Source organism: Kitasatospora sp. NPDC094019, assembly GCF_044764505.1.
GTDB lineage: Bacteria > Actinomycetota > Actinomycetes > Streptomycetales > Streptomycetaceae > Kitasatospora.
On record NZ_JBIWIF010000021.1, the window covers coordinates 77,384 to 90,407 of the forward strand.

Annotated in this window: 9 protein-coding genes and 1 tRNA gene; 4 read left to right on the top strand and 6 right to left on the bottom strand. The window is 69.7% G+C overall.

The window, feature by feature from the left end:
• Nucleotides 1–153 precede the first annotated feature (153 nt).
• The 5 genes from ACIQ9P_RS33170 to ACIQ9P_RS33190 form a co-directional block, all read right to left on the bottom strand.
• Nucleotides 154–1,317 carry an ImmA/IrrE family metallo-endopeptidase gene (locus tag ACIQ9P_RS33170; RefSeq protein ID WP_402364699.1) on the bottom strand — a complete coding sequence of 388 codons (1,164 nt, stop codon included), beginning with the start codon at nucleotides 1,315–1,317 and terminating at the stop codon, nucleotides 154–156.
• 33 nt (nucleotides 1,318–1,350) lie between these two features.
• Nucleotides 1,351–2,007, bottom strand: coding sequence for a hypothetical protein (locus ACIQ9P_RS33175; protein ID WP_402364702.1), 657 nt, complete (start codon nucleotides 2,005–2,007; stop codon nucleotides 1,351–1,353).
• A gap of 2,258 nt (nucleotides 2,008–4,265) precedes the next feature.
• Complete coding sequence (locus tag ACIQ9P_RS33180; RefSeq protein WP_402364705.1) at nucleotides 4,266–4,565, bottom strand: hypothetical protein; 300 nt, start codon at nucleotides 4,563–4,565, stop codon at nucleotides 4,266–4,268.
• 1,165 nt (nucleotides 4,566–5,730) lie between these two features.
• Nucleotides 5,731–5,804: transfer RNA gene (locus ACIQ9P_RS33185), tRNA-Pro, on the bottom strand.
• Between the two features lie 147 nt (nucleotides 5,805–5,951).
• Nucleotides 5,952–7,148, bottom strand: coding sequence for an MFS transporter (locus ACIQ9P_RS33190; RefSeq protein WP_402364708.1), 1,197 nt, complete (start codon nucleotides 7,146–7,148; stop codon nucleotides 5,952–5,954).
• A gap of 321 nt (nucleotides 7,149–7,469) precedes the next feature.
• On the opposite strand from ACIQ9P_RS33190, the gene ACIQ9P_RS33195 reads away from it, so the two are divergent.
• The 3 genes from ACIQ9P_RS33195 (at nucleotide 7,470) to ACIQ9P_RS33205 (ending at nucleotide 10,499) form a co-directional block, all read left to right on the top strand.
• Nucleotides 7,470–8,693 (top strand): acyltransferase family protein, encoded by a 1,224-nt coding sequence (locus ACIQ9P_RS33195; protein ID WP_402364711.1) that lies wholly within the window; start codon nucleotides 7,470–7,472, stop codon nucleotides 8,691–8,693.
• A gap of 190 nt (nucleotides 8,694–8,883) precedes the next feature.
• Nucleotides 8,884–10,143 (top strand): cytochrome P450, encoded by a 1,260-nt coding sequence (locus ACIQ9P_RS33200; RefSeq protein WP_402364713.1) that lies wholly within the window; start codon nucleotides 8,884–8,886, stop codon nucleotides 10,141–10,143.
• On the top strand, nucleotides 10,140–10,499 hold the full coding sequence (locus tag ACIQ9P_RS33205; RefSeq protein ID WP_402364716.1) for a ferredoxin: 360 nt from the start codon (nucleotides 10,140–10,142) through the stop codon (nucleotides 10,497–10,499). The genes ACIQ9P_RS33200 and ACIQ9P_RS33205 overlap by 4 nt, the downstream gene beginning before the upstream one ends.
• A gap of 160 nt (nucleotides 10,500–10,659) precedes the next feature.
• Here ACIQ9P_RS33205 and ACIQ9P_RS33210 read toward each other — a convergent pair whose 3' ends face one another.
• Complete coding sequence (locus ACIQ9P_RS33210) at nucleotides 10,660–11,139, bottom strand: MarR family winged helix-turn-helix transcriptional regulator (RefSeq protein ID WP_402364719.1); 480 nt, start codon at nucleotides 11,137–11,139, stop codon at nucleotides 10,660–10,662.
• Nucleotides 11,140–11,296: 157 nt separating this feature from the next.
• Between ACIQ9P_RS33210 and ACIQ9P_RS33215 the strand changes: the two genes are divergently transcribed.
• Nucleotides 11,297–12,985 carry an MFS transporter gene (locus tag ACIQ9P_RS33215; protein ID WP_402364722.1) on the top strand — a complete coding sequence of 563 codons (1,689 nt, stop codon included), beginning with the start codon at nucleotides 11,297–11,299 and terminating at the stop codon, nucleotides 12,983–12,985.
• The last annotated feature ends 39 nt before the right edge of the window (nucleotides 12,986–13,024 follow it).

Genomic DNA, 13,024 nt, shown 5'->3' on the forward strand with positions numbered 1-13,024 from the left:
ACAGCTTCGGCCAGACCCCGCTCGGCTGCGGACCGCTTGGCCAGTGTCTTGCCACGGCTCGCTCTCCGAAGAGCGGCGACCTGCCGCTGACGTCCACTCTCCGGCACCAGGCGTCCCTTCCAGTTGCCTACTCGTGGGCGCACTCACAAACCTTTATGCGCGGCGCCGGAAATCGACCACGTTGGACACTGGTTCTGAGGCCAATCCCCGCTTGGCCTCAGCCTTGACGGGAGCCGGGCGCTGGCCGTCCACGACTTCCTGCATCAGGTCCTTGGACCAACCGCCCGTGAGCGCCGAGAACAGCTCAGCAGAGGGCCGTTCATCCATGCCACGCTCTGTCATAACCGCAAGCAGTCGCGGTCGTTCCGGCTCCAATTCGTCCCAGGCGGGCTCCTGTACCCGCCAGGTCACATGGGTCACGGAGTCACGGCGGGCGGAGAGCTGCTTGAACAGGCCAGTGGCCCGCGCTTCATCGAGGAGTTGGTTGTGCCGTCCATGCATGATCAGCGACGACAGCGACATCTGCCACCGACGCTTGAGCGGCATGAGGGTCGCCAAAGTAGCCGTTGCCGGCCACTCCATCTCCAGCGCCAGGGGTGGAAAGAGAAAGGCGTTCGCGAAGCGGTTCGCCTCGTCCTCGGCCGCTTCAGGCAAAGCGCCGTGATGCATGACCAGATGCCCCAGCTCATGGGCGATGGACCAGCGAGTCCGCTCCCAGGAGTTAACCGGGCGCGCGACGATCAGCGGCTCGTCATGAAAGTCACCTGTCCATACGGAGAAGGCATCGTGCTTCGCGTCGGGCATGCCGATGTCGGCTACAACGATGGGCACACCGGCCCGCTCGACAGCGTGCGTCACATGAGGGATCGGCTCTCCCTCTTCCAGATCGAGAGCCAGCCGGGTCAGGGCAGCAGCGTCTTCGGGAGTCGTGCCAGCCAGCAGGTTCTTGGGGAGCCGCAACGGCGGATGAGTTGCGTGTTGGGACAGCACCTGCCAGAGCTCCTGGACCATCTCCGCGAACGCCGTCAAAGCATCGACCTCGGCGATCTTGATGCTCTTCTTCGCCCTCAAGAGCAGCGAGCCTCGGTGCACCGGAAGCCCTGCGGGGGGCGAGGTGAAGAACTCCTGGGGGAAGCGCAACCGCAGTGCGAGTGCTCGAACCCGTAGCACGGGCATACGAGTGCCGGCCGAACGCTCAAGGGCCGTCCAGGCCGAAGGCGTCAGCCCGAGCATCTCGGCCAACGGCTTGATCGGACTGCTGCGGATCGTCCTCGCTTGACGGACCCGGTGTCCATAGACCAGCACCGTGTCAGCCACAGCAGTCCACCTCTCCACTTCTCCCTGGCGCCGTTAGGCTCCGGTACCCGTATCCCCTGCTTCCTCCGCCGCTGCGGCGACCTTGCCGACGAGGTCCTCGAAGTCGTCGTGCACGGCCTGGCCGACCACGCGAAGGCCGGTCCTCTCGGCGAGCGCCACCGCAGGGATGCACACAGCGGCCAACGCATTCGCCGTGTCCAGCTTCTTCACGCTGTCCACCACGAGAGCAGTGAACTCGCTCAGCAGCCCGTCCACGCCGAGCGACCAAACCACCAAAGGCCAGGTGCCCTCCGGTAGAAGATCCACGCCGATCGGCGTATCGAACAATAGTTCCTGAGTGGCGTGCCTGGGAACCTCGACCTCCGCCCGAACGGCGGCTCGCGCCGCCGGCAGGGCGCGTACCTTGCGGAGCGGAAGCTCCAGGCCCGAGCCACGCTCGACCAGCCGCACGCCTCGGTTGTGAACCGGCCGAACACTCAGCGAAAGCCCGTCCATGGACGAAGCCGCGAGGAGGAACCGGTCCCGGAAGTCCATGCCCACAACACTGCCGGCCACGGCATCGGGCTCCGGGCGCTTCGAGCGCTCGGTGACCATGGCCTCGGCGAGAACGTCCTCGGCCACCGTTCGCGCCCGCCCGAGGGCCACCAGATTGCGCTCCACGTAGGCGTCCAGCCACGACTGTGGGTTCATGCCGAAAATTTCTCGCACCAACCCACATCACGTCAAGCCAACTTCCGCAAAAATGGCAGGACTTGGCAACACTGTTCCCATGAGATCAGCGTACTCATCTGGGGCTATTCCGCTCGGAAAACTCGCCAAATACCCCCGAACGAGCAACCCGAGCCAGTGGAAGGCGCTGGCCACGAAAGGTCACCCCAGGTGTGGAGCTTCCCGGGGTGCCCGAACCCCGATTCAGGGGATCGACCGTCGTCTTGTTCAAGACGGAGCCCGGGCAGGCCCTCGGTCCGGACGGCGTCGAGCCCGCCGCACTGGCCGTGCACTCCCCCGCGAACCCCGACGTGAGGAAGGGCCCCCAGCTGCGCACGCCGTGCGGCCTGGACACCTGCGCCCTCCTACGGCGTTGGCGGCTGGTTCCGCACGGGCTCGACGGAGGCGGGATCGAAGAGGATGTGCCGCGCGGGCACGGATTCGTCCGCGGAGGCCCGGCCCGTCGCCGTCAACCGCCCACCCAGATCTGCGGGCCTGTGCCAAACGACGAGGCGGGCGAGGTGCCGCCCGCTGGCCACTTCAATCCACACTGGCCGCCACGGGGCAACCGTGGAGCTGAGGCTTGCGGGGCCGGAAGCACCGCTCTCCACGGCATCCGAGCGGGGCCGGCAGGAGCCGAACCCGGACTCCGGCGGGCAACAGCGCCCCGGACCGGGCGGTCCGGTTCCGCCGGCGAAACAACCGGGCTGGGGACCTCAACACGGGTATGGCGCGCCGCCCCCGCCCCGGTGGCGAAGTCCTCCCGGTTCGGGCGCGGCTGCCTGGTCGGCGGCTGTCGCGCCCGGGCAGCTCGCGAAGACCGACGTCTCCGACATCGTCGAGGTCGGCGGCACGATCCAGTGCAAGGTCATGCGAGTGGACCGGGTCGCCGCCTGACCAGAGCGTACGGGCGGCCGGTGGGCGGCCGACCGACCGGCCGCGCCGGTCCACTCGTCCGGCTCCTCCTGCGCGAACTCGGTCCAGTCGGCCTGACCGATGATCCATGCCGGGACGGCCCAGACGCCGTGAGCGTGCGAGAGGCCGTGTCCGTCCACGGTCACCTGGTAGGCATCGGGGCCCTGATTGCCATCGCGGCTTTCTCCTCACCAGGAGTCCGCCTTGTAGGTGAAATTGACTGCGGTCGGTGGTGCGCTCAGTGAGGGTGGTGCGGGCGGAACGGCCAGATCCCGGTAGCGCTAACGGCCCCACAAGGATCGGAGGGCTGGAGCGCACGGAGGGGTCGGTGGCCGCCCGTCGGGACGAGCAGCCACTGGCCGGGGCAGTGCGACGTGCGGTCGGCCCGGACTGGGACGGCGCGGTGGGCCCGGAGCCGTCACAGTCACCGGACCACCGCACCCAGCGTGGTAAAGACCCAGGAACGGCCACCCTCGCCCGGATTCAAGGTCAACCACCCGCGCCTGACGATTCACCGAAGAAAACTCCTGATTATCAGTCAGAACTCCTTGAGGCAGATGCCGCACCGAAGCGGACCGGAGACACAACTTCATGACCCGCTACTGCATCGACCTCTCCCGCCACGCGCTGATCGCGGCCTGGGGAACGTGCGAGGGCGACCTCGCCACCCGCGTCGCGGCCCTCCCGACCGACGCCGACACCTCCGCGCTCCTGGGCCTGACCCGAGCCCTCACCCAGCTGTCCGAAGGTTCGTGGCGCAGCAGTAGTCGGTCGTGCCGCTGGAGTCGGCCCGCCTGCCGGGTCAGTCCGGCTTTCCCAGGCCCACGCCCGGCCGGGCGATCGTTCGCGGAACGCTGCTTCGCTGGGGCGCGTTCGGGCCTCTCATCGTGACGGCGATCCGAACGCAATGGCGACGAGGCCAAAAGGGCGCGGCTACCAGATGTCGCACTGGTGGCTGAAGTCCGGGCCGAGGGCTCCGACACCGAGCACCGGCGGGCCGCAGACGCCGGGCGGGACGTGAACGGGCACCTGGAGGCCGCTGCCCCTGTCGGCAGTGGTGCCGAGGGCGACGACTCCGTGGGCGCCCGAGGCACGCTGGGCATCATGGCGTCGGATCCGCCGAAGCGGTTAGCATCACGCCGACCGATACGTAGAGCGGCCGAGTGAATGCATCCTGCGATGAATCTCTCGGCAACAAGCAACTGGAGCGTCCATGGAATCCACCAAGCCGTCCGGCACCAGGGTGTGGCGTTAACGCAGCTGACGTCAGCGGCCGACTTCGGCAGCCTGAAGTCGCAGGGCGTCGAGTTCGCGATCGTGAGGGGCTACCAGCCCATCGGCCGCGTGGACCCCAACATGGTGGCCAACGTGGAGAACGCGTGGGGCGCCGGCCTGTCGGACGTCCACATCAGCCACTTCCCCTGCTTCTCCTGCGGCAACGCCGCGGGGCAGGTGAGTGACCTCGCCAGCCGCCTGAATAGCAACAACGTCCGGTGCAGCATGGTGTGGCTGAACGTCGAAGGCCCCGGCACGTACTGGGGCAGCAGCACCTCGGCCAACGCGGCCTTCATCAGCGACTGGATTGCGGAGGCGAAGGGCAACGGCCTCAACGCCGGTATCTGCACCTCCGCATCCCAGTGGGCCCCGATCGTCGGGAGCTACACCAGCGGCAGCGCATTTCCCCTCTGGTACGTGAGCCGTGACGGCGAACGGGCCTTCGACGACTTCGTCCGCCATCCTCAGCCCGCTCCCTGTCTCCAAGCGCGATCTTCAGGGCCTCGACGGCACGTCCTGGCTCATCCCACTGCGAACTGTTCCGAGTGCCCCGGCTTTCCAAGAGCTCGGCGACCGCGTGCCACGCGAACGAGGCGCTTCCTTCAATCGCTTCGCCGACGCGGAAGTCGGCGGCGTTGTCCACGCTGCCGAACAGGCACAGATCGACCCTCTGGCCAGAGGTACTCCAGGTCTGGGCATGGAGCACCAGCCCCTTGTCCCTGGCCGGCCCGTCGGTGAAGGCCGAGAAACTGACCCGGCCCAGTCCGCTGGCGAGCAGCACCTGCGGCTCCTCGTAGGTGACGGCGATCCGACCGCCATTGCGGCCAGCAGCCGATCTGCACCTCGCCGCCGACTGCGTTCGCGGGCCTCCGCACGCTGGAAGCCGAGCACTGGAAGCGGGACGCCGAAGAAGGAATCCGGGGTGCTGACCGATGCGGCCTGCCACAAGCGTCCGAGCCGGAGTCCATTGTCGCGTTCGAGCACGCGGATCTGCCGAGCCGACCAGTACCGGTACCTGGTGAAGTCGCTGTGCCGTCGCACTGACACCTCCATCGAGTCCGCAGAGCCTACAGACGACCGGCCAACCGAAACGAGCCGCAGGGACCAGTCACCAAGGTCAGACGAACGAACGTCACGGAGCGCTACGGAGCAAAGCAGCCAGAAGCTCTACGCGGACGAGGAGCCGGCCTCCGGCGACGGCAGATGTGTCGACCTCGACACAGACTCGCCACCTGATAGGCGGTCACGCTTGGCCAACTATCGCCACACAAGCCGGATTCCTGCCAGCAATGTGACCGAAACTCGATGGTCTCGACTCGACAACGGTCACTCAGCGTGACCTAGAATTCGGGCGATTCGGGCACTTGCTTGAAGGTAGTGGTGTCGAGTTCAGCCCGCTGGTCCCAAAGTGGTCCCAAGCAGTATGCGAACCAATTCCTCTGGCCCCTGACGGACCATCATGCAAAAGGCCGCCGACCTGGGCGTTAACCCGGCCAACGGCCTCTCCGACTCACGTCGGGACGACAGGATTTGAACCTGCGACCCCTTGACCCCCAGTCAAGTGCGCTACCAAGCTGCGCCACGTCCCGTGGTCTCGTGGCCCGGGCGGAGCCTGGGGGGCTCTGCTTCGGGTTTCTCGACCTTGTCGGCCGGTTGTCCGGGCGACGAGGAAAACAATACAGCACGTCGGGGGGTGCTCGCTGCAGGGTTCGGCGGGGGGTGGGTGGGGGTGCGGGTCAGGGGGTGGGGTGGCGGGCGTCGTAGCGGAGGAAGGCGGGGCGGCGGGCGGCGAGGAGGAGGATGGCGGCGACGCAGGCGAGGCCGCCCGTGACGACGGAGACGGTCGGGCTGGTGAGGGAGGCGACGGCGCCGGACTCGAAGTCGCCGAGGCGGGGACCGCCGGCGACGATCACGACGAAGACGCCCTGGAGGCGGCCGCGCATCTCGTCGGGGGCGGCGACCTGCATCATCGTGTTGCGGAAGATCATGCTGATGGTGTCGGCGCAGCCGGCGGCGGCGAGCAGGAGGAGTCCGAGCCAGAGGTTGTGGACCAGGCCGAAGGCGGCGATGGCGAGGCCCCAGGCGGCGACGGCGGCCATGACGGCGGCGCCCTGGCGATGGATGCGGCCGACCCAGCCGGAGAAGAGGGCGCCGGTCAGGGCGCCGACGGCGGGAGCGGCGGCGAGGAGGCCGACGGTGCGGGCGTCGCCGCCGTAGAAGGTGACGGCGAGGGCCGGGAAGAGGGCGCGCGGCATGCCGAAGATCATCGCGGCGAGGTCGGCGAGGAAGCTGGTGCGCAGATTGGGCTGCTCGCGCAGGAAGCGGAGGCCGTCGAGGACGGAGGCGCGGCCCTTGCGTTCGCCGAGCGGACGCATGGCGGGCAGGCGCCACATCGCGTAGAGGGTGGCTCCGAAGGCGACGGTGTCGACCAGGTAGGCGGCCTGGACGCCGTAGGCGCCGATGAGGACGCCGCCGATCATGGGGCCGACGGTGAGGCCGAGGTTCATGCTGACGGTGCTCAGGGCGTTGGCGGCGGGGAGCTGTTCGGCGGGGACGAGGCGCGGGATCATCGCCGAGCGGGCGGGCGAGGCGAGGGCGAAGAAGGCGGCCTGGAGGGCGACCGCGGCGTAGAGGACCGCGACGAGGCCGAGGCCGGCTATCGCCTGGGTGGCCAGGACGGCGGAGACGACGGCGAGGCCGGCCGAGCCGATCAGGCCGAGGCGGCGGCGGTCGACGGTGTCGGCGACGGCGCCGCCGTAGAGGCCGAAGGCGACCAGCGGGACCAGGGAGAAGAGGCCGACCAGACCGGTCGCGAAGGTGGATCCGGTCAGGTCGTAGACCTGGACGGAGACGGCGACGGCCGTCATCTGCTGGCCCACGGAGGAGATGGACTGGCCGAACCACACCCGCCGGTAGTCGGCGTGGTCGCGCAAGGGGCTGAGGTCGGCGAAGGCTCCCCTGGCCAGCCGCCGGTAGCGGGACCGCGGCGGCGCCGGGGGCGGCGCGGCAGGAGGAGCGACGGCAACGGCGGGGACCGGCGGCGGGTCTCCGTCGGCCGGCGAATTGGCAGGATGATTGGTCGACACAGTGCCCCATCGTCGTCCCGGCCGTCCCGGCCACGGAAGCCGGGGGGCATTTGCGCCCGCTTGACCCCGGCTTCATCGCCACCCGGTGGGATGGCTCTGCCCCTGGAGCGGGCCCGTGCACACACGGGTCCGGACGGCAGGGCCGGAGCGAGTGGAGGCGAGGGCCGTATGTCGAGCGCGTCGGTCGAGAAGCGCGGCGGCCCGCCCACGGGCGGCAGTCCCCCCAGGACCGCTCCCCCGGCGCCGGTGGGCGTCCGGCTGGACTCCCTCACCGGGCTGCGCTGGATCGCCACCTTCGGCGTCTTCCTGTCGCACCTCAACATCCTGTTGCCGCTGCCGCACACCCGGGGCCTGTTCTCGCTCGGGGAATCGGGGGTCTCGCTGTTCTTCGTCCTGTCGGGCTTCGTGCTCGCCTGGACGTGGACGGGCGCCGACTCCGCGCGCTCGTTCTACGGCCGCCGGTTCGCCCGGGTGTGGCCGCTGCTGGCGGTGGCCGCGCTGTTGCCGACGCTGTTCGCGCTGCCGAACAAGGACTCGGGTTCGCCGCTGCACCTGCTGGTGGTCGCGCTGTCCGCGATCCTGCTGGTGCAGGCATGGGTACCGGACTGGATCCTCACCGGTGCGACACCGGTGACCTGGTCGCTCTCCTGCGAGGCGTTCTTCTACGCGCTGCTGCCCGGCATCGCCCGCCGGATGACCGGCTGGTCGACGCGCCGCCTGGTCGTGCTGGTGGCCGGGTCGGTGGTGGTGCTGTGGGCGGTGCGGATCGGGCTCTGGGTGGCGTACCCGCCCGTGTTCCGGGTGTCCAGCCTGGACGGCTACGGGCCGGCCGTGTTCGGGGTCTACGCGCCGGTCGCGCGGATCCCGCAGTTCCTGATCGGCGTGGCCGCGGCGATCGCGGTGCGGCGCGGGTGGCGGGCGGTCCGGGTGGAGGTGGCGCTGGCGGCCCTGCTGGTGCCGCTGGTCACGCTCTGGCTGCTGCGCGGCGAGGCGTTCCGCGCACAGGTGCTGTTCGACGCCGTCGACCCCGCGCTCACCCCGTTCTTCGCACTGCTGATCGCCGCGTTGGCCCGGCGGGACCTGGACGGCGGGCCCTCGCTGCTGCGCTCGCGGCCGATGGTGCGGCTCGGTCAGTGGTCGTACGCCTTCTATCTCTTCCAGTTCACGGTGATCCTGCCGGTGGCGCTGGCCGCCTCCCCGGGCCGCAAGGTCGCGGACTTCTTCACCGATCCGGTGCCGGCGCGGACCGGACACCTGGGGCACGCGGTGCTGGCACTGGCCGTCACGCTCGCCGTCTCGGCCTTCTTCTACCGCTTCGTGGAGCATCCGCTCGAACTCCGGCTGCGCCGCCGCTTCCGGGCCGGCGGGTCATCCGGCGAAAAGCTCCGCTGAAGAACCCCGGCGGGAGAGTCCGAGGGGAGAGTCCGACGGGAAAGCCCAAGGGAAAGCTCCGGCGGGAAACTCCAGCGGAAAGCTCCGGATTCGGCCGAACGGCCCGCAATTCATTTGATCGAAAATTAATCACCCAACCATAGCCTGCCTGTCGGCACGGAAGTCGATCCAGGTGATCCGAGGGGGTCGCATGAGCGAGACCGTCAACACCGAAAGCGAACCGGTCCGGGAGGGGCGCGCCGGCCCGGCCGCGGATCCGCCGCGGTTCCCGCAGGACCGGACCTGCCCGTATCTCCCGCCAACCGGCTACCAGGCGTTCCGCGACGGCGCGCCGGTCCGGGCCGCCACGCTCTACGACGGGTCGCCGGCCTGGGTGGTGAGCGGGTACGAGGCGGCGCGGCAACTGCTGGGGGGAACGGGCCTCTCCGCGGACCGGATGAATCCGGGATATCCGATAGTTTCCGAGCGCATGGAGGGCATCCGGTTCCAACCGCCGTCCTTCGTCGGAATGGACCCGCCGGACCACACCCGGCACCGTCGGACCATGCTCGCGGAATTCTCGGTCCGCAGCATCAACGCGATCCGGCCCGGCATCACGGCGATCGTCGACGAACACATCGACGAGATGCTGGCGCGCGGTGGCCCGCTCGACCTCGTGCAGGCGTTCTCGCTGCCGGTCCCGTCCCGGGTGATCTGCGAGATCCTCGGGGTGCCGTACTCGGACCACACGTTCTTCCAGGAGACCAGTCAGAACCTGGTCCAGGCGGAGAGCCCGGAGCAGGCGATCGAGTCGGTCGGGCTGCTGATCGCGTACTTCGACGAACTGATCTCGGCCTGCCTGAAGCAGCCGGGAGCCGGGATGATCGGCCGGATCGCGACCGAGCACGTGGCGACCGACCGACTGGCCAAGCACGAACTCATCATGAACGCGCTGATGCTGTTGATCGCCGGGCACGAGACCACCGCGTCGATGATCACCCTCGGTGTGATCACCCTGCTCGCACACCCGGAGCAGTTGGCGAAGCTGCGCGGGGACGAGGCGCTGGTGGGGCCGGCGGTCGAGGAACTGCTGCGTTACCTGTCGATCGCGGACATCGCGGGCACCCGGGTGGCGGTCGCGGACATCGAGGTCGGCGGCATCACCGTCAAGCGCGGCGACAGCCTGGTGGTCTCGCACTCGCTGGCCAACCGCGACCCGTCCGCGTTCACCGCCCCGGACGCCTTCGACATCGCCCGGGGCAGCCGGCACCACCTCGCCTTCGGGTACGGGGTGCACCAGTGCCTGGGCCAGAACCTCGCCCGCGCGGAGCTGCAGATCGCGCTGCCCGCGCTGTTCTCCCGCATCCCCGACCTGCGGCTCGCGGTCGACCAGGACGACCTGGTGCTGCGCGACGGCGGCACGGTGCAAGGCGTCAACGAACTTCTGATCACCTGGGGGGCCGAGGCATGACCGAGAACCACCTCACCGACGGATCCACCCGCCACGGCACCGGGACCGGGACCAGCACCGGGAGCGGGACCAGCACCGGCAGCAGCCACGACAACGGCAGCGGCGCCGCCGACACGGACACCGACACGCTCCGCGTGGACGTGCTCCAGGACGACTGCGTGGGCGCCGGACAGTGCGTGCTGTCCGCTCCGGAGGTGTTCGACCAGGACGACGACGGCATCGTGGTCCTGCTGCGCGAGGGTCTGGACGGCCTGGGGCGCGCCGACCGGGAGGGAGTGGAGGAGGCCGTGCGGCTCTGCCCGTCCGGCGCGCTCCGCCTGCTCGCGCGCACCGCACCGGTGGCCACGGCGGACTGACGCCCTGCCGACGGCGGGTGCGGCGATCGACGGGCGCGACGAGCCGTCGGCCCACCCGCCGTCGGCGCGCTCCGGAAGCCGCCACGACCCACCGTCAAACACGGTCCACCGTCGACGCGGCCCGGCGCCGCCACCACCCACCGTCAAACACGACCCACCGTCAACGCGGCCCGACGTTCTCCAGGATCCGGTCCAGCAGCGTCCCGAGCTGCGCGACCTCCCGGTCGCTGAGGCCCTTGAGCATGTCCTGCTGGCTGCTGATCGCGACGGAGGAGATCCGGTTGTACATCTCCTCGCCGTCGGGCGCGATCTCCACCGTCGCCGCCCGGCGGTCGACGTCGGTGCGCTTGCGGACGACCAGGCCGCGCCGCTCCATCGACTCCAGGTGTCGGGAGAGCGTCGGACCCTCGATGCTCAGGTACTGGGCGAGCGCGCGCTGGATCATCGGGCCCTCCAGCTTGAGGGCGGCGAGCACCGTCCAGGCCGCGAAGGTCGCGCCGGCCTCGGCGAGGCGCTCCTCGAAGAACGCCCGACAGGACTTCGCGGTCAGGTGCAGCTTGGGCGCGACGCTGCTCCGCAGCCACGTCGGACCGGCGTCCGCCTCGGCGGCGAACCGTTCTGCGCTCTGCCGGCCGGGCATCCGAACCTCCCATTCGTCACGAAATCCTCTGTGAAGCGTAGCGCCGACCGGTGCGTTGACCAGCCCCGGGCGGTTGACCGTCGCTTAATTCATTCGTTAGGCTGCTAATGGTTGTGTGACCTGGGTAACGATCGGAGCAGCTGTGACCAACACCGACGTGAGCACTACCCCCGTACCACCCACCGAACCGCCGCCGCCCTCCCGCCGGGACTGGCTGGGCCTTGCCGTCATCCTGCTGGCCGCCTTCATGGAGCTGCTCGACGTCACCGTGGTGACGGTCGCGTCGCCGCAGATCCAGGACTCCCTGGGCGCCAGCTACGCGGAGGTCCAGTGGGTCCTCGCGGGCTACCAACTCACGTTCGCCGCAGGTCTGGTGACCGGCGGCCGGCTCGGCGACATCTTCGGCGCGAGGCGGGTCTTCGTGTACGGCGTGGCGGCCTTCACGGTGGCCTCGCTGCTCTGCGGCATCGCCACGTCCGGACCGCTCATCGTCGCCTTCCGGCTGATCCAGGGGCTGGCGGCCTCGCTGATGTTCCCGCAGGTGGTGTCGCTGATCCATGTGACCTTCCTCGGCAAGCACCGCGCGGCCGCCTTCGGGGCGCTCGGCGCCGTGACCGGGCTCGCCGGCATGGCGGGACCGCTGCTGGGCGGCGAGCTGATCGACCTCGATCTCTTCGGCACCGACTGGCGGCCGATCTTCCTGATCAACATTCCGATCGGCGTGCTCGCGGCGGTCGGCGCCTGGCGGCTGCTGCGGGAGCGGCGCGCGGCGGAACGGACCCGGCTGGACATCCGCGGGGCGCTGCTGGGGACCCTCGCGGTCACCCTGGTGATCTTCCCGCTGATCCAGGGGCCGCAGGCCGACTGGGCCTGGTGGATCTGGCTGCTGCTCGGCCTCTCGGTGCCGGTGCTGTTCCTCTTCTGGGTCAACCAGCGGCGGCTGCAGGAACGCGGCGGCTCCCCGGTGGTCGACCTCACCCAGTTCCGCGGCGGGTCCTTCGGCCTCGGGCTGGTGATCCAGTTCCTCTGCTTCGCCGGCGTGTCCTCGGTCTTCCTGATCCTCGCGATCGAACTCCAGGCGGGCCACCAGTTCTCCGCGCTGAAGACCGGCCTCGCCTTCCTGCCGATCGCCCTCGGCACCGGCCTCGCCTCGGGCATCGCGATCCCGCTGCTGCCCAAGCTCGGCAAGATCGTGCTGCAGATCGGCGCCGTCGTGATGATCGCGGGCATGGTCGCGCTCATGTACACCCTGCGCACCTATCCGACGGACCTGACGATCTGGAAGCTCACTCCCGCCGAGGTGATCGTCGGCATCGGTCTGGGCATGATCGTGACCACCGTGAACGACGTCGTCCTCGCCGAGGCCACCGGGCCGAGCGCGGGCTCCGCGTCCGGTGTCCAGGCCACGCTGGGACAGGCGGGCAACGCGGTCGGCGTGGCCGTGCTCGGGGCGATCTTCTTCGGGCTGCTCAGCGGCAACGCGACGGCCGCCGCCCGGGCGGAACTCCCCTCCTTCGGCGACCGGCTGCGCGCCACGTCGGTCTCGCCGCAGACCGCCCTGGCCCTGGAGGACGGGCTGATCACCTGCTTCAAGGACCAGTCGGGCGCCGACGACCCGGGCAGGATCCAGCCCAGCTGCACCGCGCTGATCGGGCAGGCCGCCCAGGCCGGTGACCCGGCGGTGTCCGCGCTGGTCGCCGACACCATGAAGGAAACGACCCGCAAGCACTTCTCGCACTCGATGGACCGCAGCCTCTTCTACGAGATCGCGGTGTACGCGCTGGTCTTCCTGCTCGTCTTCCGGCTACCGCTGCGGCGGGGCCTGCAGGCGGGCGCCGCCCACTGACGGACCCTGCCCGCGCCGACCGGTTCGGGCGGGGACGAA